This is a genomic window from Paeniglutamicibacter kerguelensis (assembly GCF_017876535.1).
Taxonomy (GTDB): Bacteria; Actinomycetota; Actinomycetes; order Actinomycetales; family Micrococcaceae; genus Paeniglutamicibacter; species Paeniglutamicibacter kerguelensis.
On sequence record NZ_JAGIOF010000001.1, the window covers coordinates 1,077,884 to 1,104,625 of the forward strand.

Annotated in this window: 20 protein-coding genes; 8 read left to right on the forward strand and 12 right to left on the reverse strand. The window is 66.1% G+C overall.

The window, feature by feature from the left end; all coding sequences use genetic code 11:
- Positions 1–96 precede the first annotated feature (96 nt).
- A complete protein-coding gene (locus JOF47_RS04855; protein ID WP_209996303.1) occupies positions 97–978 on the reverse strand; it encodes an ADP-ribosylglycohydrolase family protein in 882 nt (293 codons plus the stop codon).
- 77 nt (positions 979–1,055) lie between these two features.
- On the opposite strand from JOF47_RS04855, the gene JOF47_RS04860 reads away from it, so the two are divergent.
- The 3 genes from JOF47_RS04860 to JOF47_RS04870 all read left to right on the forward strand — a co-directional run bounded on the left by JOF47_RS04860 (position 1,056) and on the right by JOF47_RS04870 (position 6,697).
- Positions 1,056–2,222 (forward strand): exonuclease SbcCD subunit D, encoded by a 1,167-nt coding sequence (locus JOF47_RS04860; protein WP_209996305.1) that lies wholly within the window; start codon positions 1,056–1,058, stop codon positions 2,220–2,222.
- Positions 2,219–5,338, forward strand: coding sequence for an AAA family ATPase (locus JOF47_RS04865; protein WP_209996307.1), 3,120 nt, complete (start codon positions 2,219–2,221; stop codon positions 5,336–5,338). The genes JOF47_RS04860 and JOF47_RS04865 overlap by 4 nt, the downstream gene beginning before the upstream one ends.
- Positions 5,339–5,437: 99 nt before the next feature.
- Positions 5,438–6,697, forward strand: coding sequence for an MFS transporter (locus JOF47_RS04870; protein ID WP_209996309.1), 1,260 nt, complete (start codon positions 5,438–5,440; stop codon positions 6,695–6,697).
- A 35-nt stretch (positions 6,698–6,732) separates the two neighbouring features.
- Here JOF47_RS04870 and JOF47_RS04875 read toward each other — a convergent pair whose 3' ends face one another.
- Complete coding sequence (locus tag JOF47_RS04875) at positions 6,733–7,449, reverse strand: IclR family transcriptional regulator (protein ID WP_209996311.1); 717 nt, start codon at positions 7,447–7,449, stop codon at positions 6,733–6,735.
- Between the two features lie 177 nt (positions 7,450–7,626).
- On the opposite strand from JOF47_RS04875, the gene JOF47_RS04880 reads away from it, so the two are divergent.
- The 3 genes from JOF47_RS04880 to JOF47_RS04890 all read left to right on the forward strand — a co-directional run bounded on the left by JOF47_RS04880 (position 7,627) and on the right by JOF47_RS04890 (position 11,355).
- Positions 7,627–8,166 (forward strand): flavin reductase family protein, encoded by a 540-nt coding sequence (locus JOF47_RS04880; protein WP_245356259.1) that lies wholly within the window; start codon positions 7,627–7,629, stop codon positions 8,164–8,166.
- An 84-nt stretch (positions 8,167–8,250) separates the two neighbouring features.
- A complete protein-coding gene (gene hpaB, locus JOF47_RS04885) occupies positions 8,251–9,702 on the forward strand; it encodes a 4-hydroxyphenylacetate 3-monooxygenase, oxygenase component (protein WP_209996313.1) in 1,452 nt (483 codons plus the stop codon).
- Between the two features lie 282 nt (positions 9,703–9,984).
- Positions 9,985–11,355: an MFS transporter gene (locus tag JOF47_RS04890; RefSeq protein ID WP_209996315.1), complete on the forward strand. Its 1,371-nt coding sequence runs from the start codon at positions 9,985–9,987 to the stop codon at positions 11,353–11,355.
- A gap of 124 nt (positions 11,356–11,479) precedes the next feature.
- Here JOF47_RS04890 and JOF47_RS04895 read toward each other — a convergent pair whose 3' ends face one another.
- A complete protein-coding gene (locus JOF47_RS04895; RefSeq protein WP_209996317.1) occupies positions 11,480–12,148 on the reverse strand; it encodes a phosphoribosyltransferase in 669 nt (222 codons plus the stop codon).
- A 115-nt stretch (positions 12,149–12,263) separates the two neighbouring features.
- Between JOF47_RS04895 and JOF47_RS04900 the strand changes: the two genes are divergently transcribed.
- The gene (locus JOF47_RS04900; protein ID WP_209996318.1) at positions 12,264–12,641 is read left to right on the forward strand and encodes an META domain-containing protein; all 378 of its coding nucleotides are present in this window, start codon (positions 12,264–12,266) and stop codon (positions 12,639–12,641) included.
- A 168-nt stretch (positions 12,642–12,809) separates the two neighbouring features.
- Here the strand turns inward: JOF47_RS04900 and JOF47_RS04905 are convergent, their stop codons facing one another.
- The 6 genes from JOF47_RS04905 to JOF47_RS04930 form a co-directional block, all read right to left on the reverse strand.
- Positions 12,810–13,088 carry a GlsB/YeaQ/YmgE family stress response membrane protein gene (locus tag JOF47_RS04905; protein ID WP_209996320.1) on the reverse strand — a complete coding sequence of 93 codons (279 nt, stop codon included), beginning with the start codon at positions 13,086–13,088 and terminating at the stop codon, positions 12,810–12,812.
- A gap of 247 nt (positions 13,089–13,335) precedes the next feature.
- The gene (locus JOF47_RS04910; protein ID WP_209996322.1) at positions 13,336–14,007 is read right to left on the reverse strand and encodes a phosphoribosyltransferase; all 672 of its coding nucleotides are present in this window, start codon (positions 14,005–14,007) and stop codon (positions 13,336–13,338) included.
- Positions 14,008–14,202: 195 nt separating this feature from the next.
- Positions 14,203–15,312, reverse strand: coding sequence for a 3,4-dihydroxyphenylacetate 2,3-dioxygenase (gene hpaD / locus JOF47_RS04915; protein WP_209996324.1), 1,110 nt, complete (start codon positions 15,310–15,312; stop codon positions 14,203–14,205).
- A gap of 48 nt (positions 15,313–15,360) precedes the next feature.
- Positions 15,361–16,866 (reverse strand): 5-carboxymethyl-2-hydroxymuconate semialdehyde dehydrogenase, encoded by a 1,506-nt coding sequence (hpaE, locus tag JOF47_RS04920; RefSeq protein WP_209996325.1) that lies wholly within the window; start codon positions 16,864–16,866, stop codon positions 15,361–15,363.
- A 94-nt stretch (positions 16,867–16,960) separates the two neighbouring features.
- Positions 16,961–17,620, reverse strand: coding sequence for a GntR family transcriptional regulator (locus tag JOF47_RS04925; protein ID WP_209996326.1), 660 nt, complete (start codon positions 17,618–17,620; stop codon positions 16,961–16,963).
- Between the two features lie 7 nt (positions 17,621–17,627).
- Complete coding sequence (locus tag JOF47_RS04930; RefSeq protein WP_209996327.1) at positions 17,628–19,133, reverse strand: fumarylacetoacetate hydrolase family protein; 1,506 nt, start codon at positions 19,131–19,133, stop codon at positions 17,628–17,630.
- A 678-nt stretch (positions 19,134–19,811) separates the two neighbouring features.
- Here JOF47_RS04930 and JOF47_RS04935 point away from each other — a divergent pair.
- The gene (locus tag JOF47_RS04935) at positions 19,812–21,407 is read left to right on the forward strand and encodes an MFS transporter (RefSeq protein ID WP_209996328.1); all 1,596 of its coding nucleotides are present in this window, start codon (positions 19,812–19,814) and stop codon (positions 21,405–21,407) included.
- Positions 21,408–21,679: 272 nt separating this feature from the next.
- Here JOF47_RS04935 and JOF47_RS04940 read toward each other — a convergent pair whose 3' ends face one another.
- From JOF47_RS04940 to JOF47_RS04950, 3 genes are all read right to left on the reverse strand, one after another.
- Positions 21,680–22,492 carry an alpha/beta fold hydrolase gene (locus JOF47_RS04940; RefSeq protein ID WP_209996329.1) on the reverse strand — a complete coding sequence of 271 codons (813 nt, stop codon included), beginning with the start codon at positions 22,490–22,492 and terminating at the stop codon, positions 21,680–21,682.
- Positions 22,493–22,618: 126 nt separating this feature from the next.
- Positions 22,619–25,153 (reverse strand): DUF6493 family protein, encoded by a 2,535-nt coding sequence (locus tag JOF47_RS04945; protein ID WP_209996330.1) that lies wholly within the window; start codon positions 25,151–25,153, stop codon positions 22,619–22,621.
- Positions 25,150–26,583 (reverse strand): SWIM zinc finger family protein, encoded by a 1,434-nt coding sequence (locus tag JOF47_RS04950; RefSeq protein WP_209996331.1) that lies wholly within the window; start codon positions 26,581–26,583, stop codon positions 25,150–25,152. Before JOF47_RS04950 ends, JOF47_RS04945 begins: the two co-directional genes overlap by 4 nt.
- Positions 26,584–26,742 lie beyond the last annotated feature (159 nt).

The window sequence follows — 26,742 nt, forward strand, 5'->3', positions numbered from 1 at the left end:
GAACCCCTGCAATTTGCGGTCGCTTCAAGATGCCCCGCGAAGTCCAAGGTGCCGGACCGTGGAGCAAGGCGCTCCACGGTCCGGCACCGGTTGCTGCTAGCTTCCCACCGTCAGCTTGATCCACCGCTCGTGCATTTGATCCAGGATGGGATCGAGGACCGACGCGGGGCGGTGTGCCACGGCATCCGTTCCCAGCACCGCTGCAAGCAAGGCGCCTGCGTAGGAAGCCGTTTCGACATCCGGTTCTTCCCCAAGCAATTCATAGAGTGCGTCGTACGCGGCCTGCGGGTCGGTGTTTTCCAGCGATTCGGTGACAAAGGCCACCGCTGTGCGCAGCGCCTCGGCCGCCGTACCCTCGAGACCAGCAACCAGCTCGGCCCAGCGGGGCGCGGATGCCGAGCCGTTTTCCAAGGCTGCGCGCACGACAAGCGCAGCCTGCCCGGCCGCGGCGTGTGCCAGCGGGGAACCGTGGGTCAGGGCAGCGGCGTCCGTTGCAAGCTTGTGCGTCGTTGCCTCATCCACGCGCGGCAGCAACGCCATGAATGCCGCACGGCTCAAGACACCCGAGGTGTCGGCATTCGGGAAGGCCGGGCGGCCAACCGAAGCCATGTCGGGGTTCACCAAGGCAATCAGGTGCTGGGGGTCCCCGGGGGCAAAGTCCTCGGCACCCTCGAACGCCTCGTCGATCCAGCGTGGCTGCGGTTCCGGTGCCCCCTCCGGGAAGGACTTGATCACGAGTTTGTACCAACGCAGCCCGGCCAGCCACATGCAGGCGGCCTCGTCCGAGGCAACGCCGTCGTTTGCCCATTCCAGGGCCTCGAGCAATCCATCAAGCAGGAACAGGGACAGCGTTTCGCTTTCGCCGGGTTCGTGGCCGTCACGGGCATGGGTGGCACCGTCGACGGCGGCAAGCAGCACGCCGAAAACTCGGTCGGAAAAATCAGCGGGAATCGCATACGGATCGATTGAATCAGTCACCCCACCAGTCTATGGGTTTTCCCCGAGGCGCCGAGTCGGTTAACAAAGCGTCCGGTGCCGTCGCTAGGCTTGGAACCATGCGTATCTTGCACACCTCCGATTGGCATCTGGGCCGCTCCTTCCACGGGGCTTCCCTGCTGGCGGCACAGGAAGAATTCATCGACCGGCTGCTGGAGACCATTCGGGAGGAAAATATCGATGTGGTTCTGGTCGCCGGAGACGTCTACGATCGGGCCCTGCCATCGGTTGACGCGGTGTCGCTCTTTGACAGGTCTCTGGTTCGGCTGCGCCAAACCGGCGTCGAAATTGTCATTACCAGCGGAAACCACGACTCGGCCCTGCGCCTGGGATTTGGCTCGGCACTGCTGGAACATGCCGGATTGCATCTGCGCACGCGACTCGAGGACATTGACAGGCCCGTGGTCATGGACGGCGAAGGCTTCGCGCTCGCCGTTTACGGCTTGCCCTACCTGGAGCCGCGCATGGTCGCCGAACGCCTGGGCGTCGAGGAACCCGGCCATTCGCCGGTCATCAACGCGGCACTGAACCTGGTGCGCGAGGACCTGCAGGCCCGCCAAGCGGGCTCGGAGCAACCAATCCACAGCATTGTCATGGCACACGTCTTCGCCGCCGGGGGAGCGGGCTCGGAATCCGAACGTGAATTGAGCATCGGCGGGCTGGACATCGTGCCCACCGCGCACTTCGCCGACTTCACCTATGCCGCGCTCGGACACCTGCACGGGCGCCAAAAACTTGACCCGAGCATCCGCTACTCGGGTTCCCCCATCCCGTACTCCTTCTCGGAGGCGGGCCACAGCAAGGGCGCCTGGGTCCTTGAAATGACGGCCGAGGGACTGGGCGACGTCAAGAAGGTCGACTGGCCCGCCCGGAAGCAACTACGCATCCTGCGCGGGAAGATCGACGAGCTGCTCACCGACGAGCAGTACGCCTCGGCCAGGGACGCCTGGTGCCAGGTCACGCTCACCGACAAGCACCGCCCGGCCGGTGCCATGGAACGGCTGCGCACCAGGTTCCCTGACACCCTGGTGCTGAACTTCGAGCCCGATGAAAAGCCCGACGACACGGCGCACAGCTATGCCGACAGGCTCGCGGAGGCCAAGTCGCCGATGGAGGTCTGCTCGGGATTCGTCGAGCACGTACGCAAACGCCCACTCAACCAGGCCGAAGACGACCTACTCGTCTCCGTCCTTGCCCAGGTACGCAGCGAAAAGGTTGAAAAATGAGGGTCCACAGTCTCGAAATCGAGGCCTTCGGGCCGTTCGCCAAGCGCGCCACCATCGACTTCGATGCACTCTCCGAGGGCGGCATCTTCCTGCTCAACGGTGAGACCGGTGCCGGCAAGACAAGCGTGCTCGACGGCATCTGCTACGCCCTCTACGGCTCGCTTCCCGGGGTCCGCCAGGGCAGCAAGTCGCTGCGCAGCGACCACGCGGAAGCATCGGTGGCCCCCGAAGTCATCTGCGAATTCTCCACCGGAGGCCGGCGCTTCGAGGTCACCCGCTCGCCCGCCTGGGACCGGCCAACCAAACGCGGCAAGAACGGCACCACAACGGCCCAGGCGCAGAGCCGCCTGCGTGAACTTGTCGGCGGAATCTGGGTCGAAAAATCCACCCGCAACGACGAGGTCGGCGCCACCCTCAGCGACATCCTGGGCCTGGACAAGGAACAATTCACCAAGGTGGCCATGCTGCCGCAGGGTGCCTTCGCAGCCTTCCTGCGGGCCAAGGACAAGGACCGCGAAGACCTCCTGCGCTCGCTCTTTGACACCAGCGAATACGCACTCACCGAAAAGGTGCTGGCAGATCGATTCGCCGAGGCCAAGGCGGAAGCCGAGGCCGCCGAGCGAAACCAGCGGGCGACAATCGACCAACTCGTAGCCGATGCGCTGACGACCCTATACCCGGACGAAGCCGAGCTGCCGGAGGACGCCGCAGGGTTGCGCGACTCGGGTGACTTTGAGACGCTGGGCGAATTCTTCGGCACCACGCTGTCCGGTGCCCGGCAGAAGTTGCAGCACGAACTCAGCGAAGCGGACGCGCAGTCGGGGGCCGCACGCACCGTGGAAACCAAGCTCAAGGAACGAGGGGCCCGGCATGCGCAGCTTGCCGAACTGTCCACGCTCCGCCGGATCCATGAGGAGCAAGGCCCCGATGCTGCGGATCTGGCCGGCAGGCTGAAGCTCGATGCGGCCGCGGCCGCACTCAAGCCGTACCACCAGCAAGCACTCGGTGCCGCCGAGGCCACCGCAAACGCGGAGGCCAAGCTGCATGAAGCGCTTTCCAATGCCCTCGATTCAGGTGCAGGAACCCTGGCGGAAACCCAAGGGCCCGACGGGGAGGAGGAAGCATCCGCCGGGCTCCTCGCCGCGGCACAGGCTCCCGGGGTCGCGCTGGACACGGTGGTGCAGCTCGCCGAGCATGCCAAGGCCTCTGCGACTTCCGCCGTGCAGAAGGCCGCGGTCATCGAGGCAGCACTGCCTGATGAGCGGGAACTCGAAGCGACCCGGACCGAATTGGGTCAGCTCAAGATTGCACTTGAATCCGAATCGGCGCTGCAGTCCCGGCGCGCGAAAGACATCCAAGAGCTCAAGGCCGGACTCCCAGCCCTCCAGGAGGCATGCACCACCGCGGACGCGCTGCTGGCTTCCCTGCCGGCGCTCCAGGAGGCGGTCGATGCAGCGAGCGAACGCCGCGACCAAGTGGCGACGCGTGGCAGGGCCGAACGCGCCCAGCTCAAGGCACACTCCGAATTCAACGATGCCAAGAGCCACACGCTGACCCTGCGTGAGGCCGTGACAGACCTTGTCTCCCTGCGCCTGGACCAGTCGGCCGCAACGCTCGCCGCGGCGCTACGCGACGGCGAAGCCTGCCTGGTCTGCGGTTCCGACGAACACCCCAAGCCCGCGCCCCTGCCCGAGGGTGAGCTCGTCGACTCCGACGCCATCGAACAGGCCCAGGAGCAGGCCGCCAAGGCGGAAGCAGCCGAAAGCAAGACCGCTGCCCAGCTGGAAAAGGCCAACACCGTGCTTGCACTGATCCGGGACCGGATCGGCGATCTCGACCAGAAAACCGCCACGGCGGATTTCGACGCAGCCTCCCTCAATCACCGGGCTGCCGTCGAATCCTCCGCGGCCGCAACCGACGCCGCCGCGGAGCTCGCCAAGGCAACCAAAAAGCTTGAATCCCTACAAATCGATGAGGCCAAGGCCGCCACGGCCTTCGAAGTCACCGGCACCAAGATTGCTGCAGCCGAGGCTCGCATCGCCAAGCTCTCCGAGTCCCTCGCGGCGCTGAGCAGCGACGGGAAGGGCCTGCAGGAACGCCACACCGCGCTCAAGGCCCGGGCGGCGAGCTTCGAGTCCCTCGCGGCGGCGGCCTCAGCGCTGGCCGCAGCGCACAGCGCGGAAGCGGCCGCGGACGCCCAGTGGGAAGCGAAACTTGCCCAGGCCGGCATCGCCGACACTGCCGCGTGGTTGGGACAGCTGCTGCCGCCGGGAGAACGTGCCCGGAGCCAGGAGCTGGTCGATGCCCACAACGAGCAGTCCGTGCGCATCAAGACGCTGGCGGAGGCCCCGGAAACCGCACTCGCACGCACCGAGGCCGACTCCGGCACGGGAGCCCCGGATGCCGATGAACTTGCTGCCGCTGCGGCCGCGGTGCGGGAATCCCTGGATCGCCGGGACGCGGTGCTGGCAGGCGATGCGGTGCTCGAAAGTTACACCGCCAGGCTGCAGGCCGGCCGCGAGAGGCTTGCCGCCCTGGCCCGCGAGCAGGGGCCGGTGCTTGATCGCTTCAACACACTCAAGTCGATGGCAGACTTGGCCCGCGGGCTGGGGGAGAACCGGCTCAAGATGACGTTGAGCACCTATGTCCTCGCTGCCAGGCTGGAGGCCGTCGCACTTGCGGCAACCCAACGCCTGCTGCTGATGACCGGCCAGCGCTACTCGCTGGTGCACGACGACACCCCGCGCGGAAACAACAAATCGGGCCTCGGCCTGCAGATCCTCGATTCCTGGACCGGCGTCCGGCGCGACACCCAGACGCTCTCCGGCGGGGAGTCGTTCATGGCCTCGCTGTCCCTGGCACTTGGATTGGCCGATGTCATCCAGCACCAAAGCGGCGGCATCGACATCGAGACGCTGTTCGTGGACGAGGGCTTCGGTTCGCTTGACGCCGAAACGCTCGAGCAGGTCATGGACGCCCTCGAGGCACTGCGCAGCGGCGGCCGGGTCATCGGCGTGGTCTCCCATGTGGCGGACATGAAGCAACGGATCACCACCCGGCTCAACGTCCACAAGGGGCGCAACGGTTCGACGGTATCCATGGAAATCGGAGGTTAGCGCCGAGGCGCATCTCGGCTAGACTAATAGACGTCTGAAAAGGGTTTTGTGCAACGGGAGGCAGGGACGGTGCACGCACGTTAGTGGAGTGCACCCATTTTGAAATCCAAGACAGCCCCCAAGAGACCAAACACCCAGGGTTCGCCCTATGCGGCGTTGCCGCCGCTGGTCGGCTGGGCCTTTTTCCCGCTGGGCTTTTTCGCCCGGCTGCCGCTGGCAATGCTCACGATCGGCTCGATGACCCTGCTCATCGATTCGACCGGATCCTACGCGATGGGCGGCTTGGCAGCGGCCATGGTCGGCCTCGGTTCGGCCGTGGGCGGACCCACCGTCGGCTACCTCTCCGACCGCATCGGCCAGCGCCGCGTGCTGATCCCCGTCGCCATCCTGCAATCCCTGTTCATCACCGCGTTGATGTGGTTCGGCGGATCCGCCGCGCTGGCCCCCGTGGGAGTCATCGTCCTGCTGTCCCTGCTGGCAGGCGCCACCGGCCCGCAGGTCGGCCCGCTGGCCCGTGTGCGCTGGATGGCCCTGACCCGCAAGCGCGAGTCGGGCGGCCGCGAACTCTCCGCGGCGCTGAGCTATGAAAGCATGGTCGACGAACTCGGGTTCGTGTTTGGCCCCGCAGCCGTCGGGCTCTTCGCCGCGCTGATCGCCCCCTGGTTGCCGCTGGCCATCGCCGCCGCCCTGACGCTCATCTTGGTGCCGCTCTTCGCGGTGCACCGCACCGAAAAGGCCGTCGTTCCCCATATCAAGAGCACGACCAAGACCAAGTTGACACGGAACCAGGTCGTCGGAATCGCACTGGCCGTCACCGGCATGATCGGCATGGGAACCTTCTTTGGGTCCAGTGCCGCCGGCACCTTGGCCTTTGCCGGTGCCCAGGGCAACGCAAACATCGGCGGACTGCTCTACGCCGCCGCCGGTGCGACAAGCGCCGCCGCCGCGCTGTCCGTTGCGTTCTGGCCACATGGTTGGCCACAGGCTGCCCGCTGGCTCGCCTGCGCCATCTTCATGGTGCCCGCGGCCCTGCTGCTGCAGGTTCCTTCAGGGATCGGTTGGATGGTCGCGGCCCTGTTGCTGGTCGGGATCCCCGTCGGGCCGATCCTTGTCACCATCTTCACCCTGGGCGGCGAGATCGCACCGTCCGAACGCCTCTCAACCGTCATGACCCTGTTGTCATCGGGCATCGTTGTCGGGACGGCCATCGGCAACGGCTTGGCCGGAGCTTTCGCCGATTCGCACGGCTATGCCGGTGCGTTCGGTGTTGCCGCAGCGGCCGCAGTGCTCCTGCTGGTCTCCGGCGCCGGCATGGCTTTGCTGCGTTCACGCGCGCAGCGCCGCATGTTGGCTGCCTAACTGCGGCCCCGGCACTGCGCGAGCGGAAACCCCTGCTACCCGAGCTCCGCGGAGATGGCTCGGGCCGCTTCGCGCAGGCGGGCGCCGATAGCCTCGACGTCGCTGGTGTTCGAACCGGTGCTGTAAACGACGGCGACGGCGGCCGGAAGCCGGCCCGGCACCTCGATGGGCGCGGCCACGGAGGACAGGCCCGGGATTACCTCATCGATGCTTGTGGCGTAGCCCCTGGTTCGGGCCAATGCGGCATTCTCCCGGTACGGGGTCTCGTGGTTCAACGCGTTCCACTGTTCCTCGGTGAGCGTGGACTGCATCGCGATGCCGGGGGCGCCGTGGCCGAACGGGTGCCGGGTGCCGGGGTGCTGAACCACCGTGGCATGCACGTGGCGCGGTTCCACCGTCACCAGCGTGGTGCAGTCGGGCTGGTCCCACACGGCAATGAATGCGCACATCTTCAGTTCGTTGGCCAAGACCGTGAGTTCCGGCAGCGCAGCGCTTTGCAGGTCCCGTTGCACCCCGCGGGCAAGCACGGCGAGGCCCGGTGCCCCGTGGACGCGGCCGGATTCATCGCGGGTGACCAGCCGATGCGATTCAAGGGTGCGCAGGATCCGGTAGGCAATCGAACGGTGCACGCCCAGGTCGGAAGCCAACTGAGCAATGGTTCGGGGCCCCGGGGCCTCGGCCAGGAGCTCCAGCATGCGAATGCCCCTGGAAAGGGTCTGTGAAGCTGGTGTGGATGTGTCGGAGGGTGTCATGGGCGCGTGGGACCCTTTCGCAATTTCGTTTCCCGGGCCACTGGCTTCTTGTTTGTCCAGTGAGTCTCAACTAGGGTTTTAATCACAATTTCGCTATGAGAACCCTAGGTTCGATATTAGAACACTACGTGTCTGAGTGCGAGCCGGTCGGGGCAGCGGGAAATCCTGGGGAAATTCATGATGGTCACACGCAGGAAAGTGGTCGCCGAGGGTGGCATTCCCAAAAAGCTCGACGGCGCGACGTTGCATCACTTCCGCGGGAGCTTGGGCCGATTTGCCACGGGCGTTGCCATCGTGACCTTCGACGGCGTGACGCGGCGCCACGGCATCACCGTGAACTCCTTTACTTCGGTCTCGATGGACCCTCCGTTGGTGCTGGTGTCCATTGCGCGCAGCACCAAGGCGCACGACGAGCTTAAGGATCGCCCGTTCACGGTGAACATCCTCGGGGCCGAGCAGCAGGCCCTGGCCATGCATTTTGCCGGGCGCCCAGGCAGGGATCCCATCTGGGTCGAAGGCGAAACTGCACCGCGGCTTTCAGGCGTCCTGGCCTTTTTCTCATGTACCCCCTGGGCGGCCTACGACGGCGGCGACCACACGCTCTATCTGGGCTTGGTCCATGAATTCAACTACCGCAAGGGCGATGCCCTCGCGTTCGCGAACAGTTCCTTCACCACCATCCCCGAAAGCCAGCTGGGCGTCGAAGAGCTTCTATGAGGCGATTTGCCGGCCCGCGGGTGCCAACCGGCACCAACCCAGTCCCGAACACCAGTGAATCAAAATCGCAGAAGAGGTTGGAAAATGGGCATCCGTACCGGTCGGCAGTTTCTGGACAAGCTCAACTCGATGACCCCTCACCTGGTCATCGACGGAGAAGTGGTCTCCGAAAATCTCACTGAGCACCCCGCGTTCAAGGAGCTGGCCCTCACCTACGCCAAGCTCTTCGACATGCAGCACGACCCCAAGTACCAAGACGCACTGACTTGCACCTCGCCAACCTCGGGGGACTTGGTCAACGCCTCGTTCCTGGTGCCGCGTTCGGCGGAGGACTTGAAGAAGCGGCGGGCGGCGACCGCCGCCTGGGCCGAATACTCAAACGGATTCCTGGGCCGCACCGGAGACTACATGAATGCCTCGCTCACCGCGCTGTCCACGGCCAAGAAGTTCTTTGAAAAGGCGGACCCGAAGTTCGGCCAACGCATCGAGGCCTACTACGAGTTCGCCCGCGAAAACGACCTGCTGGCGACCCACACCCTGATCCCGCCGCAGGTCAACCGATCGGTCTCCGGTTCGGAGCAGCTTGGCGGGCAGCTCACGGCGCGGATCGTCGAGGAGCGAGACGGCGGCATCGTCATCAGCGGTGCCCGCATGCTCGCCACGATCGCGCCGATCGCTGACGAACTCCTGGTCTTTCCCTCCACCGTGCTGCGCGGCACCCCCGAGGACGAGCCCTTCTCGTTTGCCTTCGCCATCCAGAACGACGCACCGGGCCTGCGCTACCTGTGCCGCACGGGCCTGCACAACGGCGGCAACAAGCACGACGAGCCCCTGGCGAGCCGTTTCGACGAGATCGATGCCGTGGTGGTGTTCGACGACGTCTTCGTTCCCGCCGAGCGCGTCTTCATGCAGGGCCGCCCCGACCTGTGCAATGCCTGGTACCAGGAGACGGGTGCCGGGGCGTTGATGACCCACCAGGTTGTCACCCGCACCATTGCCAAGTCCGAGTTCTTCCTGGGCCTGGCCTCGGAGATCGCCGGGACCATCGGCATCGACGGATTCCAGCACATCCAGGAGGACCTGGCCGAGCTGATCCGCTACGTCGAAATCGGCAAGGCGCTGGTCACCGCCTCCGAGGCGCTCGCGGCGCCGAGCGAGGACGGGGTTTTCCTGCCGCATTGGGAGACCCTGAACGCCGCGCGCAACTGGTACCCGAAGGCATCCCAGCGCTTTCCGGAGATCATCCGGAAATTCTGCGCCTCGGGCCTCATGGCGCTTCCGGGGCAGGCTGACCTTGAGGTGGCGCGGGAGGACATCGAGATGTACCTGCAGGGCAAGAGCCTGACCGGGCCGGAGCGCATCCGCCTGTTCAAGCTTGCCTACGATGCCTCGATCACGGGTTTCTCCGGCCGCCAGGCGCTCTATGAGTACTTCTTCTTCGGCGACCCGGTCCGCATGGCCGGCGCGCTGGTCAACAGCTACGACCGCGAGCCCGTCCGCGCGCGCATCCGCGAGTTCCTGGCCCGCGAAGACTAGGGCGGAACCGCGCGGCCGGGCCGCGGAAATGGCACGCCGAATGCCGGCCCGGATTGGCACTCGGCGCGTCGATCGTGAATAGCCGCACGTCGGATCGCACTTTTTTCAAAAAGTGCGATGGAGCGACCGTCCGCCCGCTCGTTTCACTTTTCGACCGCAGGGGTGAGTGAAGTCACGAATGTGCGGTATCATGATTCTGATCACATTACCGTCCGAACGGTCGGTAACAAGTGGTTCCCCCTCATCATTCGCAGCGCTCAGCGCCCCACACTTGGAGTTCCCATGGCTTCAGCTTCCCTGGCCGCAAACGCCAAACGTTCCGAGGAACGTCGCGTCCTTGCGGGCACCCTGGTAGGAACCACCATCGAGTGGTACGACTTCTTCATCTTCGCGCAGCTCACCGCGACGCTGCTGACCCCGCTGTTCCTGAAGCCGTTGGGTGAATCCAACCCGGGCCTGGCCCAGATCCTGGCCTTCGCCATGATCGGCATCTCCTTCCTCTTCCGCCCGCTCGGCGCCATCGTCGCCGGCCACCTGGGTGACAAGTACGGGCGCAAGCGGGTCCTGGTCGCGACGCTGATCATGATGGGTGCGGCCACCGCGCTCATCGGCCTGCTCCCGACCTACGCCCAGATCGGTTTCTGGGCCCCGCTGCTGCTGGTGTTGCTGCGCATCATCCAGGGCTTCTCCGCTGGCGGCGAATGGGGCGGCGCGGCACTGATGGCCGTCGAGCACGCACCGGAAAACAAGCGCGGCTACTTCGGTGCCTACCCGCAGATCGGCGTGCCGATCGGCATGATCCTGGCGACCGGCATGCTCTACATCCTGCGCATCTCGATGACCCCCGAGCAGTTCCTGGCCTGGGGCTGGCGCATTCCGTTCCTGCTCTCCGTCGTGCTGATCGTCGTCGGCTACCTGATCCGCAAGGCCGTCGAGGAATCCCCGATCTTCAAGCAGCTGGCGCTGCGCAAGGCCTCGGAGCACACCCCGCTGAAGCAGCTCTTCCAGTCCAACACCAAGGAGGTCATCCAGGCCGCCCTGATCTTCATCTCCAACAACGCCGCCGGCTACCTGGTCATCGCGTTCCTGATCTCCTACACCACCAAGGTGCTGGGCATGCCCGCCGCCCCGGTGCTTCTGGCGACCACCGTCGGTTCCTTCGGCTGGCTCATCTTCACCCTGATCGGCGGCTGGCTTTCGGACATCATCGGCCGCCGCAACACCTTTGTGCTGGGCTACGCGCTGATCTTCGTCTGGATGATCCCGATGTTCATGCTCATCGACACCGGCAACATCTTCCTCTACGGACTCTCGGTCTTCATCCTGACCATCGGCCTGGGCCTGTCCTACGGACCGCAGTCGGCCATGTACGCCGAAATGTTCCCGGCGCACATCCGCTACTCGGGAATCTCGATCGGCTACGCCCTGGGTGCGATCCTCGGCGGCGCCTTCGCCGCAACGATTTCGCAGGTGCTCCTGGAAGAAACCGGGAAGTCGATCTCGATCGCCATCTACATCATGGTCCTCACGGTCATCTCCGTGGCCGCCGTCCTCTGGGTCGGCGAGACCAAGGGCAACAACCTCCACGTCCAGGACGTCGACCCGGACCTGCAGGCCGCCTACGACAAGGAACAGCACGGCCAGAAGGCCTAAGGGCCAAGTTCCGGAATAAAACCAATCGGGCCGGCCGATTCGCATCCTCCCGCAGCGGGCGAGGGACAGCGAGTCGGCCGGCCCTTTTGTCGTGCCGGGCCCTTGGTTGTTGTCCGGCAGGGTCTCAGAGGTGCGGGATCAGCGCAACGACTTCGTCGTCGGACACCGCATCGAACCGGGAGTAGAACGCGCTCACGGTGTTGAACACCTTCGGCGTGATGGCGCAAAGGAATTCATCGGCTTCCGCCTCGAGTTCCTGGCGGGCGGCCAGCGTGGCCACCGGGACCGCAACGACGATGCGGGCCGCACCCGCATGCCGCATGACTTCGACCGCCGCAAGCATGGTGGCACCGGTTGCCATGCCGTCGTCGCAGAGAATCACGGTGCGATCCTTCACGGGCAGCACGACCTCACCGACCAGCCTTTGCTGCAGGTCCTTGAGTTCCGTGCGGGCCGCGGCCTCCACCTCGGCCAGGACCGCCGTGGTAAAGCGCTGTTGGGCAGGGCCCCAGACCCGGGCAACGTACTTCAGGGACACGTCGTCCCCGTAGGCCGCCAGCGCCGCATAGGCGACGGTGCTCCGTTCGGGCAGGACGAGCCCGCTGACGGCGAGGGCGTCGACCTCGACGCCCAGTTGCTTCGCGATGGCCGCCGCGACCGGGACGCCGCCGCTCAACAGTCCGAGGACCACCACGTTTTCATCGGCGGCATGGTGCTCCAGTTCGGCAGCCAGGTACTCGCCGGCCTCGGCTCGGTCGGAAAAACGCGTGGGTGCAACGTGGTCCGGTCTCATGATCCCAGTCTGCACCCTGGGCCGGGCTACGGCGATCGCCGCAACGCCGCGGCGTGGCGCATGCGCATTCCGGTGGAACGGATGCGGACGCGAATTGCGGCTGTAGCATGTGACCATGAAACGAATTGCAGCGCTTTTGCTTGTTCTGGCCGCCTCCTTGGGCCTCGCCGGATGCGCGACGACCCAGGGGCAGGACGGCTCCTCGGTCGTCGGCCAGTGGGGTGGAGTGCCGGCCAACTCGCCCGTCCTCGTTTTTTCGGGTGAGGGCTCCTTCACCGGGAACGACGGTTGCAATACGTTGACCGGTTCCTGGAAGCAAGCCGACGATGCCATCACCCTGGAAAACATGGCCGCGACACTGATGGCATGTGCGGGCGTCGACACGTGGCTTTCACACGCGTCCACCGTCAAGGTCGATGGAACGAAGCTCATGGTGTTTGATGCACAGGGCAAGGAAATCGGTGTTCTGGCGCAGGAAGGCAACAGCAACTGACCCGGCTGGACCCCGGGGAATCGGCTGCATGGCCGCATGGCCGCTAGCGGCAAGCTGCCCGCGCCGATCCACGAAAGCAGTGCCCTTCAAGTCGTGGCACAAAAACGTGGCACAAAAAAGATCCGGCAGTGCCCCCTGCGAGGGGCACTGCCGACACCTGATTTTTTGTCAGTGCGCGGCGCGGTGGCCTTCGCCGCGTCCCTTCACGAGTCCATAGGTTCCGGCGACAAGGACACCGCCGAGGATGGCCAGCACCCAGGTGCGGATGTTGAAGAACCCGCCAAGCCCCGTGTTGAAGATGAGGGATCCGAGCCATCCGCCCACTACGGCGCCGACGACGCCAAGCACGAGCGAGGTGATCCACCCGCCGTTGACCCTTCCGGGCATGAATTCCTTGACCAGGACCCCAACGATGAGTCCAAGAATGATCCAGCTGATGATGCCCATGATCCGCTCCTTCGATCAGAGGCCCGGCCATCACGGTGACGGTGGGGCCGATGTGCCGATAGAAACCAGCGGCAACAACCTACGCTCGTTCCGGTGCCGAAGCAATGGGTCGATCGGCCCTATACACGGGCACGCATTTAGGCGTCTTCGGGTGCAGGAGGCCGGGAGGCTTGGGGTTGCCCGGCGCCGCGGACCGGCAGGTCCGGTCCAATCGGTTGTCGGCGGGCGGGACAAGTGCCTCGGGCGGCTACTGCGTGGTGCCGGATTCCGCAAGTAGCCGGATGATCTCCGGCTCGGAGACTTGTGAAAAATCCTCGTAGTAGGTGCCCACCGACGAAAAATCCGGTGGTGTGAGAAAGCAGACCACGGCGTCTGCATAGGCGGACAGTTCGCGCAGGACCTTGGCGGGGGCGACGGGAACCGCCACCACCAGGTTGTCAGGTTCCAGCCGGGACACCACCCGAAGTGCGGCTGTCATGGTGGCGCCGGTGGCCAGGCCGTCATCGCACAACACCACGGTCCGCCCCGCGCAGTCCGGGGCGAATGCATCGAAGGTGGAGGCCAGTCGCAGGAGCTTGGTGTTTGCATGCCGCTCCACGGCGGCCAGGGCCGCGGGGGAATACCGGCTCACCGCATACTCGTGGATCCGGGGGACATGGTACATCACGCGTTGCCGTCGGTAGCTGGCGACGGCGCCGAAGGCGACCTCCGGCTCGTCCGGGATGCCAAGCTTTCGCACTGCCAGTGCACCCAAGGCTGCGCCCAGGCGCGCGGCGACCGGTGCCGCGACGGGGACCCCGCCGCGCAGCAGGCCGAGTACGACGGTGTCCGTGCCAAACCCCTGGGCGGCCAGCAGCTCGCCGAGAATGGATCCGGCCGCCAAACGGTCGGCAAATCTATGTGGGCCAGCGGTGTTCATGGCATCCAGTTTCCCCGCTTTGGCCCGCTACCACCATGCCCGCCACCGGTATGCCCGCTGTTCGCCATACCCGGCTGGCCGTCTGTTTGGGGAGCGGGCAACGCAACAACGGCCGGTGGCCGGTTTCCGTCCCCCTTCGCGCATGGGAGGGAGCGGAAACCGGCCACGGGGACGGTGCCTTGGAAGGGCGACGGGTTAGAGCTGGTGGCCCATCTTGAAGCCGACTTCCTCGCCCGGGTCCCCGGTCATGGCGTTGCCCGGGGCGCGGGTGTAGGAGAAGCCGTCGGCTCCCACGGTCACTGCCATCTCCGAGGAGTCGGTGCGTGCGATGACTTCGCGCGGGTTGCCGTCCAGGTCCAGGACCAGGGATGCCTCGGTGTACCAGGACGGGACCACCGGGTTGCCCCACCAGTCGCGGCGCTGGTTGTCGTGCACGTCCCAGGTGATGACCGGGTTGTCCGGGTCGCCGGTGTAGTAGTCCTGGGTGTAGATCTCGATGCGGTGGTCGTCCGGGTCCAGGATGTAGAGGTAGAACGCGTTGGAGACGCCGTGGCGTCCCGGGCCGCGCTCGATGCGGTCGGACATGCGCAGCGCGCCCATCTTGTCGCAGATCTGGATGATGTTGTGCTTCTCGTGGGTGGAGAAGGCCACGTGGTGCAGGCGCGGGCCGTCGCCACCGGTCAGCGCGGTGTCGTGCACGGTGCCCTTGCGGTGCATCCAGGCCGCGTAGGTCACGCCCTTGTCGTCCTGGATGTCCTCGGTGACGCGGAAGCCCAGGTCCTCGAGGTACTTGCGGCCGCGCGGAACGTCCGGGGTGACCTGGTTGAAGTGGTCAAGGCGGACCAGCTCGCCGGCCGAGTAGATGTCGTAGCGCATGTGCAGGCGCTCGACGTGGGTGGTCTCGAAGAAGAACTCGTAGGGGAAGCCCAGCGGGTCCTCCACGCGGACCGCGTCGCCGATGCCCTTGACGAAGCCCTCGGTGCGGCGCTCGGTGCGGCAACCCAGTTCCTTGTAGTAGGCCTCAGCGGCGTCGACGTCCTCCGGAGTGCGCACGCGGAAGGCCATGGCCTTCAGCGCGGCGACCGGGCCCTTGGTGAGGACGAGGTTGTGGTGGATGAACTCCTCGAAGGAGCGCAGGTAGATCTGCTGGTCGTCCTCGTAGGACACGTGCAGGCCCAGCACATCGACGTAGAACTTGCGCGAGGCGGCCAGGTCGGTGACGACCAGTTCGGCGTAGGCGCAGCGCAGGATGTCCGGGGCCGGGACGGACGGCTTGGGGATGGTGTTGGATTCGGTGGTGCTCATGGTTCGCTCCTTTGCGGAAAAACTCTTGAAGTGGGGGAGGGGGAAAGGCTAGGCGCCGAACTTGGGGGTGTGGACCTCACCGAGGGTGATGTGCACCGCCTGCTGGTCGGTGTAGAAGTCGATCGAGCGGTAGCCGCCCTCATGGCCCAGGCCCGAGGCCTTCACGCCGCCGAAGGGGGAGCGCAGGTCGCGCACGTTGTGGCTGTTGAGCCAGACCATGCCGGCCTCGACGTCCTGGGCGAAGTTGTGCGCGCGCTTCAGGTCGTTGGTCCACACGTAGGCTGCCAGGCCGTACTTGGTGTTGTTGGCCAGCTCGAGCGCCTCGGCGTCGGTGTCGAACGGGGTGATCGCGACGACGGGTCCGAAGATCTCCTCCTGGAAGATGCGGGCATCCGGTGCGACGTCGGCGAAGACGGTCGGCGCGACGTAGGAGCCGTTTTCCTGGCCCTCGGGCAGGTTCTCCGGGCGGCCGCCGCCGGCCACGACGCGGCCCTCGGTCTTGCCGATCTCCACGTAGCCCATGACCTTGTTGTAGTGCTCCGGGTGGACCAGCGCGCCGACCTGGGTGGTCGGGTCGTGCGGGTCGCCGACCTTGATGTTCTTCGCGCGGGCCGCGTAGGTCTCGACGAACTTTTCGTAGATCGGGCGCTCGACCAGGATGCGCGAGCCGGCGGTGCAGCGCTCGCCGTTCAGCGAGAACACGCCGAAGAGGGTGGAATCGATCGCGGCGTCGAAGTCGGCGTCGGCGAACACGATGGCCGGGGACTTGCCGCCCAGCTCCATGCTCATGCCCTTGAGGTTCTCCGCGCAGTTGCGGAAGATCAGCTGGCCGGTGGAGGATTCGCCGGTGAAGGAGATCAGCGGGACCTTGGGGTGCTTGACCAGCGCGTCGCCGGCTTCCTCGCCGATGCCGTTGACCAGGTTGAACACACCGTCCGGAAGCCCGGCTTCCTTGAAGATGGTGGCCCACAGCGATGCGGACAGCGGGGTGAACTCGGCCGGCTTCAGCACCACGGTGCAGCCCGAGGCGATCGAGGGTGCCAGTTTCCAGGACTCGAGCATGAACGGGGTGTTCCACGGGGTGATCAGGCCGGCGACGCCGATCGGCTTGCGGTTCACGTAGTTCAGCTGGGAACCCGGGACCTTCAGGGCGGTGTCGTGCTGGGCGACGATCAGGTCCGCGAAGAAGCGGAAGTTCTCCGCCGCGCGCTGCGCCTGGCCGCGGGCCTGGGTGATCGGCAGGCCGGTGTCGAAGGTTTCCATCTCCGCCAGGCGGTCTTCCTGGGCGACGACGGCGTCGGCGATCTTGTACAGCACCTTGGCGCGGGCGCGCGCGCTCATGGTGGGCCACGGGCCGTTCTTGAAGGCCTCGGTGGCCGCATTGACGGCGGCGTCGATGTCGGCCTTCTGGCCCGCGGCGGCGGTGGCGTAGGTCTGGTTGGTTACCGGGTCGAGGACCTCAAAGGTTTCCCCGCCGATGGAATCGACGAACTGGCCGCCGATGTAGTGCTGCAGGTGGGTTGGCAGGTTCTCCGGAACGAAGTGCTTGCTCATGTGGTGTCTCCTTTGGTGTGACAAGTTGTGAGGAAGGTCGTCGTGCTAAGTGCTAAGTGCTAAGTGCTGGGTGCTTGGCGCCCGTTGTCCTGCGTTAGAGCGGGGAGGCCGGCAAGTTGGCCGCCGCCAGGTACGCGTTCAGGGTGTTGGTGCGGTGCGCCCGCGCCGCCTGTTCGATCTCGCCGGCCGGGGCATGGGCCTCGATCATGTCGAGCAGCTGTGCGTGCTCCCTGACCGATTCCCTGGCGCGCCCCGGGATGTGGGTGAAGGACGATGAGCGCATGACCGCCAGCCGGTTCCAGCCGCGGTGTACCAGGTCCAGGATGTGCGGATTGGGGCAGTTGCGGTAGAGCACCTGGTGGAACTCGTTGTTCAGCTCGGTGAAGCGCGGCGGGTCGAAGTCGGTGAGCAGATCGGTCATCGCCTGGTTGATGGCCCGCGCCGCCGCCAGCTGGTCGGCATCCACGAAGGGGGCGCTCAGCGCGGTGGCGGCGCCCTCGATGATTGCCAGGGTCTGCATGGTGTGCAGGTAGAGCGCGTTGTCGGCCGCGGCGACGGTGGCCCCCACATTGCGTTCGAAGGTCACCAGCCCCTCGGCCTCGAGGCGGCGGATGGCCTCGCGCACCGGCACCACCGAGCAGCCGAGTTCGTTGGCGATGGTGCCGAGCACCAGCCGGTACCCGGGGGTGAAGGTGCCGTCGGTGATGCGGGTGTGCAGCAGCTGGTAGGCGACCTCTGATTTGCTCGCGTTCATGGCCGGCCTAGAAATCCGGTTCGCCGTCGGCGACCCACTGGTTGTACTTGGCCTTCCAGTCGGCGTTCATCGGGAACAGCCCCTTGATCTCGGCGCCGTTGGACACGTTCTTGAACACGAAGGTGTCCTGGCGTTCGGATTCGACGACCTCGTCGGCGATCTCTGCTGCCAGGTGCGGCGGGATGACCAGGATGCCGTCGGCGTCGGCGATCACGATGTCGCCGGGCTGGATGGTGGCGCCGCCGCAACCGATGGTCACGTCGGTGTCCCACGGCACGTGCTTGCGGCCGAGCACCGCGGGGTGCGCGCCGTTGTGGAAGGTCGGGATGTCCAGGGCCGCCACTGCATCCAGGTCGCGCACGCCGCCGTCGGTGATGATGGCCTCGGCGCCGCGGACCTGGGTGCGCATCGCCAGGATGTCGCCCAGGGTGCCGGAGCCCTTTTCGCCGCGGGCCTCCATGACCAGGATCTCGCCCGGACCCACGGAGTCGATGACGCGCTTCTGGGCGTTGTAGCCGCCGCCGTGGGACTTGAAGAGGTCCTCGCGGTTGGGCACGTAGCGCAGCGTGCGGGCGGTGCCGATGACCTTTGTCATGCCTTTGGTGGCCTGCAGGCCGTCGACCGAGACGTTGTTCAGCCCGCGCTTGCGCAGCGCGCCGGAGATGGTGGCGGTGGCGACGGAAAGCAGCTTGGCCTTGACCTCGTTGGTCAGCGCCTCCTTGCCGGTGATCGGCAGCTCGATGCCGGCCGCGGAGGCCGTGCCGAAGGCGTCGATCCGGTCCGCGTCGGTGATCTTGGGTTGGTTGCCGAAGTCCGCGAAGGTGGCGGAGCCCTCGACGACGGTGGTGGCAAGGCGGCCGGTCGACAGGCCCGCGGCCTCGTCGTCAACCTCGACCTCGACGGTATCGCCCGGGACGATCACGGAGGAGCCGGCCGGGGTGCCGGTGAGGATCACGTCGCCGGCCTTCAGCGTCATCTGCTGGGACAGGTCGGCGACGATCTGCGCGAAGGAGAAGATGAGTTCGGCGGTCGTGGCGTCCTGGGCGATCTCGCCGTTGACCCAGGTGCGGATGCGCAGGGCCGCCGGGTTCACCGAGGCCGCGGGGAGCAGTACCGGGCCCATCGGGGTGTAGCCGTCACCGGACTTGGAGCGGATGTTCGAGCCCTTGTCGGCGTACTTCATGTCATACACGCCCAGGTCGTTGGAGGCGGTGACGGAGCCGACGTGGCTCCAGGCGTCCTCCACGGACACGCGGCGGGCGTCGGTGCCGATGACCAGGGCGATCTCGCCCTCGAAGGCCAGCAGCTCGGTTCCGGCCGGGCGTTCCACGGTGGAGCCAGCGGCGGCCAGCGAGGAGGAGGCCTTCATGAAGTAGGAAGGGAAGGCCGGGGTGCGGCCGCGCTGGGCTGCACGCGAGGAGTACGAGAGATGGACTGCAAGCACCTTGCCGGCTGCATCGAAGACTGACTGGTCGACCTGGACCAGATCGGTGGCTGTGGCGTCGCTGCTCACGTTTCCTCCTGTGATGTATGAAATCGTATATGATCCAGTGTGACGGCGGTCTCCGGATTTGTCAACACTCGAAGTGTGCTTCAGCGCTACGCCGCCAACCACCTCAATCACCTGATCCAGATCCCCACGCGAATCCACCGCACCTGCGTATCATTGCGGATGGATTCCAAGGGCGGGAAACGCTTGGGAACCAGTTCCGCATCCGGCGGATATGTGCGCGAACGGGCCAAACGGCAGGACCGGCCCCGCCGCAGCAACGCAAGAATCTTCCGTCGTCGCGGCCGGGTGTCTCGGTGAAATCGCGGGTCCCGGCATGCAAGCAACGGGATACTTGATGTCGTTTCCACACTCGCTCCGTCGTCTTGGGTGGCCTGTGACGGAACCCTGCCACTTTTCCACGTCCAGTCTCAGCTACCGGATCCCGGACACGGATCCTCGATTCACGAAATTCGTTCCGGAACCACTGAACGTTGAAAACCGAAGTCCGGGCCGCAGTGGCGCTGCCTCCTACACGGGACTTTGGTCCCTGTTCAGGCCATTCGCGAGCTGGGAGGCTGTGGCTGTAATTGCTTGATCAGGTCAGCTCGCCGGTGAACCTGCCGGGGCGACTCCAAGGGGAGGCGACATGTTCGGCTGCAAGATGAATCTGGGCGAGGCGAGCCGGAACGACGGCTCTCGATGAGTTCGCCAAACAGTGGAAATACGGAAACTGAGCCGTTCAACCGATTGCTGGCGCTGTTGCTGGCGATGGCGATGTTCGTGCTCGTCGTCGACACGTCGATCATGAACGTTTCAATCTCCGCCGTGGTGCACGATATCGGGGTAACCGTCAGCGGTCTCCAAGCGACTATTGCTCTCGAAGCGCTGGTGTCCGCGGCCTTCATTTTGATCGGGGGCAAGGTCGGGGACTTGATCGGGCGCAAGCTTGCCTACGTGATCGGTCTGTGCTGCTACGCGCTCGGTGCGCTGGCGATGACGCTGGCCCAGAGCCTGCTCCCGATCATCATATTCTGGGCGGTGATCGGCGGGCTGGGTGCCTCGCTGCTGCTTCCCGCCATGCAGTCCCTCATCCACGGCAACTTCGAGGGAGAGGCCCAGAAGCGGGTCTACGCCCTGGTCGGGGCCTCGGCTGCCATCGCCGCGGCCGTCGGGCCGCTGCTCGGCGGGTTCATCACCACGTTCCTGTCCTGGCGCGTCGCCTTCCTGCTCGAGGTCCTCATCATCGCAGTCGTGCTCTGCGGCATCAAGCTCGTTCACGACGTCCCCTTCCTGGGGCCCAGGACGCTGGACGTCGTCGGGTCGCTGCTGTCGGTCGTAGGCATGGGTGGCATCGTGCTCGGCATCCTGGTCTGGCAGGAGGGCGGCGAAGCCGTGGGCGCGCTCCTGGCCGTGGGGGCCTTCGGGCTGGGAAGCCTGGTCTACTGGCTCGTTAAGCGCAAGCGGCGCGACAAGCCGACATTGCTGGACCCGGATCTGTTCCAGTCGAAAGCCTTCCGTCTTGGTGCCACGGGGCAGATGCTCCAGCAGATTGCCCTCGGTGGCACCATGATCGTGCTACCCATCTACCTCCAGATGGTGCTCGGATACAACGCCATGCTATCGGGGTTGTCGATCGCCCCGCTCTCGCTAACGATGTTCGCGGTTGCCATGCTCGCCGGTAAGAGGAGCGGGTCGCGGCGTCCGGCCAGTCTCATCGGATGGGGCTTCCTGCTACTGGTGGTGGGCCTGGGGGTGCTCGTGCCGATCGTGCCGCGCGCGGATTCGGGCTGGTGGCTCCTGCTGCCGCTGGTCATCTCGGGAGGCGGACTGGGACTGTTGGTATCCCAGCTGAACAACTACACCTTGTCTCCGATCTCGGACGAGCGGGTCAGTGAGGCCGCAAGCGTGAACTCGGCCGCAGGGTCGTTTGGTCTTTCGTTCGGACTCGCGTTTGCCGGCGGCATCATGCTGGCGGCGCTGTCGATAATCTTTACCAGCATGGCGACGTCGAGCACCGTGCTGCCGCCCGATGAGCAGCAGCAGGTCGCACGGGTTTTGGAAGACGACGCCCAGATAATGAGCAACGCGCAACTCGATGCACTGCTTGAAAGTCAGCCGCAGGAATACCAGGACGAGATCATCCGCATCAACACCAGCGCGCGGCCCATCGCCCTTCAGATCTCGCTCCTCATTCCGATGCTCGCCGGTATTTTCGGCCTGCTTACCGCGTTCCGCATGAAGCGGCTTCCGGACCCCAAGTCCTCCGGAACCGGAGAGGGAATGATCCTAGGCTGAGCCTTGTGTGCCGAATGGGTTGTTACAGGGCGCGCAGAAGCACCGAGTGCAGGTGTGGCGCGCCAGCGGTGTCGCGGCCCGTCACCTGTGGACCGACTGGACGGCAACCCCAAACGTTGCTCAAGAAGCACGACCACGGGGCTGCCAAAAAGGTGGTGGGCAGCCTCATGTGGGTTGAGGGTACACGAGAGGCCGCGACAACCCATTCCGGGCGGGCCGCCTGATCCACTGAATTCAGGGTGATGCCTGAAGCTAGTGGTGAACCAACGAGGCTATTGGGCGAGGAACTCCACCGCGGCGTTCTTGAACTCGCGGCTAGTCACCGCGTTGGCGTGGTCGCGGCCCTGCAGCCAGAGCACGGACTTCGGCGTCTGGCGGGTGCCGAGCAACTCGGTCAGCCGCGGCATGGTGGTGGCCAGCGAATCGCCGTCGCCGGCAACCAACAGGGTCGGCATGGTCGGAACCATCTGTTCCGGGGCGAACGGCTCGGTCTTGATCGCCTGGATCATGCTCATAAGCGAGAACATGTCGTTGGACGGCACGGTCTGCGCCATGCGCAGCAGGTCGGCTGTAGCCTCGTCGGCAATGGAGCTGCCGTCGGCCAGGAACTGCTGGGCCGCGTCCAGGTCGAAAGCCGCCAGCGGGTCGATGCTGGCCGGGCCACCCAGCACCAGCCGGTTCACCAGCTGCGGCTGGGTGCCTCCGAATTCCCAGGCCAGGCGGGCGCCGAGCGAATAGCCGACCAGATCCACGCCGCTGTGCGGGTCGCCGTCCTTGAGCGCCAGGGCGCCGTTGTCCATCAGCAGCTGCAACAGGTCCGCGCGCATCCGGCTGGGCGTGTAGGCGTCCAGGTCCTCCGGTGCCGGGGACGTCCCGTGCCCGGGCAGGTCGACGGCCAGGACCCTGCGGCCGGCCTCGGTGAGCGAGCGGATCCAGCCGGATTTCACCCAGTTCAGGTCGCTGGAGGACGCGAAGCCGTGCAGCAGCACCACGGGACGGAGCCCGGCGGCGTTCTCGGATACATAGGTGGTCAGGCTCAATGCGTTTGCAGTGCCTTCGACGAGGTGCTCATGTGTGGATCCCATGGGCAAATCCTGTCAGATCGGACATGGATTTGCGAGTTCCGCAGATCACACGGGCGCTGCGAGGCGACGGGGGCACCGTCCGCGAAAACGCCGCGCCACGCGCTCGGCCCGCTTCGGGATGCAGACCTACAAGGCCAGCAGCTGCCGGGCGGTCCGCGCCGCGGCCGAGGACCCGGTGAACCCGGTCAGCCATTCACGCAGCGCCAGGTCTTGGGGAGTTTTCGCGAGACGGACGCTCTCATCAAGCAACACCGACATGAGCTTGCCGATGCCATGGTGCCCGTGTTCCAATGCCGGCAACAGGCGGCCCAAGACCTCGGTGACGGCCCCGGCCGCCCGCCCGGAGATACTGGCAGCGTCGGCCAGCGAGCCGGCCCAGCGCGAGAGCGTGCAGGCCGCGGCGCAATTCGCCATGCCGATGGCGAATTCCCGTGCCGCCAGGCGATCCGGCACGGCGGCCGCGAACAGTTCCGCGGCCCTGATGCGGATGTCGGTTCGTTGTGATGCAAGCGCGAGCGCGAGGAGCTCCGCGGTTGCCTCATGCCAGATGCCGGGATGGTTCTCGAGGGCGGCGAGAATCTGGTCCTCCCCGGAGGGACTGGTCGAGTCAAGTGCCTGCTTCATCCGCAACATCGACGCCGCGGCAAATGGCAGCGTGCTGGCCGGCACCGCCAGCGCGATTTGGAGGTAGTCCAACGGCGATCCTTCACCGGACGCGTCGGTACGCGACGGGATCACCGTCGGGAAATCGGCCGGGGACTTGCCCCTCGGTCCGGCAACCATGTTGATGGTCCACCAGGTGTAGTGGTGCGTCTTGCCGCGCTGCTCGTAGGAGTCCCGGGTTCCTTCCCACCTGATTGAAAGCGTGGCGGGGTCGGCCTGGCCCGGCATCATCAATCCGGCCGCGCGTAGGTGCTCGTCACCTTGGCGCGGTGCACGGGCCCGCGCCGCGGCAACCCACCACGGCGCATTTTCGATTTCCTGGGCCGGACCGCCGAGTGCGTACGCCAGCGCGTTGCGAGCCGCGGCATTCGCCGACCCGACGCCGGAGGATTGCAGAGTCGCCAGCGCCCCGGCGCGGCCGTCCGGTCCCACCCGAAGCAGTGCGGTGATCGCGTCGAAATGCAGGCATGCCAGGCCCGCGGCGTCCGCGTCCAGGAACCTGCGGACCAACACGGCCGGATCGACCCACCCGCACGATTCGGTGGGCGTTGCCAGGAGGGTGCGCCGTTCCCCACGGTTTTGCAGGATTTCGACGACCTCGCGCACGCGCTTGTGGAACACCGGGACGACCGAACGGTCCTCCGGCCAGTCGTTAGGCGTGCCCTCGGATGCCCAGAAGCGCTGCTTCCTCCGGTTTCCCGGGCGGAAGACATGCCCCGGATCCGTTGCGGCCAGCGCCAGGTCCACCATGATGTTTTCGTTCGGGCCCTCGGGGTCGTTGAGCTTGGCGGCGCGGCGGGCCAGCGGTTGCAGAACCGCCGAGGCCTCGTGGGCGGCAAGCCAGGCCAGGGCCAGCTCGAATTCGATGGCATCGTTCGGGTTCTCCAGCAGGGCGGCGAAGCGTTCAAGCGCCTCGTCGTCGGTCCAGATGCTCACCGGCTCGGGGCGCGGCGGCGCCGGAGCCGGGCCCACGGCGGCCATGGGATCCTGTGGCTGGGTGGCTGCAGCGGCCCGGGGCATGAACTGGGCGGCCATGGCGGGGGAGAGCGAGTCCATGCCCGCCTCCAGCAGTGCCGTCCGTTGGTGCTTGACCAGCAGGGTCGCCGCCGCGTGCTGCACGTCCCGGTGCGGATGCGCCAGGCCCGTGGCCGCGGCATCGAAGAGCGCCGCTTCGGCAAAACCCGCCCCGCCGGCCATCCACGGTTTTGTGGATGCCAGCGAGCCCAGGATGCCAAGGACCTTCAGCGCGGACGCCTTGCTGCCGGCGACCGCGGGGGAGCACTGGCGGACGAACCGGTCGGAATCCAGCATTCCCGCTTGATGCAGGACCGCCAATTGGCGCACCGCCAGGGCAACCGTGGCCGTGTTCGCCGAGGCCATGAGCCGGAGCAGCTGGTCTTGGTTGAGTCCGGCCTCGGCGGCGTTTGGCTTCAGTGCGTCGTACAGCCTGGAAAACCAGCCGGCGCGGTAGCTGGAGAAGTCCCGATTCAGGGCCTCGAGGCAGCTGCGCATGGTCCGGTCCCGGTCAAGCACTCCGTCGTCCACGAGGTCGACGACGATGGCCTTCCACGAGCCGTCCTCGCTGCTGAATTTGTCGATGTTGGCCAGGGAAATCTCCCCGCCGCCCTCGACCTCGAAGAAGCGCCAGAACACGTTCTCGCGCAGGTAGTGGTCGTGGGTGAGCATGAACGTGCGGATCCCGGTGGTGTCCGAGCGGCCGCCTAGGTGCCCAACCGCGGCCAACACGTAGTTGTCGTTGTGTTCAAGCCTTGCCCCGTGGAAAAGCTCCGCCAGCCGCAGGGGAACGAAGGACGGGCCCTGGGTCCACCGTCCGGCTAGCTCCGCAACGGTCCGCTGGTCGGCCTTGGTCATCCGAGCCTCGGGGTCATCGACCTTGAGCATCTGTTCGTTCAACGTTTCAAGCGTTGTCGACTCGCGCCCGACCAGTGCGGCGAGGTCCCTGTTGAAGTCCCAGTGGTCGTAGATCCCGTTGCTCAAGGTGTTTCCCGTCCGTGGCCGAGGGTGGCCGGGTCGGAGTCCCGCCGGTGCATCCGAGCGGCCATGACGTGCTTGCACGGGCCGCGTCCGCCCCTGTGCTTGGCAAACCAGGGGCAACTGCAACTGTCGGCGTGCCCGTCCCGCAGCCGCACCACGTACTCGTTCCCGCCGGAATGGACAGTAAATGAGGCAGCCACGGACGACGCCGGATCAAGCGGGGCGACGGCGCCGAGCGAAAGCAACTTCTGCGCACCGGCCAGACGGGGATGGGCGCCCAATAGGTTGCCCGTCTCGAAGGGCAACGGCCGGTGGAAGTAGCCCGGCTCCGCGACATCGAACCCGATCTGGCCCGATGTTGCCAGGACGGCCAGCGCGTCGGACACCCGGGCAATCCCGAGCCCGGTCTCCAGCCCCAGCCGGTGAACGTCGATGCGGGGTTCAAAGGCCAGCGCCGCGGCGAGGATGTCCGCATTGTTCCGTGCGGCCTCCCCGGAAACCTGGTGGAGCACGCCACCCTCGCCGGAGAACCCACGGGATTTTCCGGGGCTGAGGGTCAGGGTGAGCCGGGCCCCCGGCAGGTCCAGTACCCACGTGCCGGCACTTGGCAAGGAGCCGGAATCCGATTCCGGGCCGTAAATGCGAAGCCCGGTGGCAAACTGCATCAGGGGTTCCAGCGTGCGCAGGCGTTCGGGGCCTGCCAGGCACACGGCCCCGGGGCTTGGCCTTGAGGCCAGGCGCAGCGAGCGCACGGCGCGGGTCGCCCAGACCACCGATCCTGTGGGGCTGGTGCGCGGCAGCGAACGGATGAACCGCCGTGCATCCTCCGCTCCGAGTTCGTGGCGAAGGGCCACGGCCGACGTCGACGCCTGGACCTCGCAGAACCCCTTCAACCAGCGACGGGGCAGCTCGACCTTTTCCTCGACGGCCTCGGCGTCCAGTGTGCGGACGCGCAATCCATCGTCCCCCACCGCCAGGTGCAACGGTTCCCCGGGCCGGAGGCCAGCAAGAGCCTGCCGCAGCGGGGGATTGACGTCGACGTTTGTCACCCCGCTGGCCTGGAATTCGGTGTCGAGGGCGCCGGCTGCCACGTCGAGACGCGCATGGACCCCGCAGCAGGCGCTGAAGGACTCGAAACGCAACCCGTGGGGTGACGAGGTGACCACAGGGTCGGCCGCGCGCAGGAGGGCCGTGAGCATTCCGGGCGGCACGTAGTACCTGCTCCGTGCTACCTTGGCCACGACCCGGAATCCCGCGGCCACGCTCATCGGCTCGCGGGGGAATCCCGAGTAGAAGTATGGATTTGCGGACGGAACGAGGTTTGCATCCAATCCGCCGCTGGTGGCCATGCGCAGGGATGGGTGGCCGTCCAGGGAATGCAGCACGGAACTGCGGCCGTAGGCGTAGAGCTGTTCGGTGATGGGTGCGGTCATCGTAGGCATCCACTTTTCACGGGTCGGCGGTCGGAGCGTCGTTTTGCGGGGCGTTGACCCATGCTAACCGAGGAATCCGCCCGTGGACATGACACCGGGCCGACAGACATCCCGGAAGTGCACAAGTCAACGCCGCTTTGAAAGGGCGCTCGAAAGTGG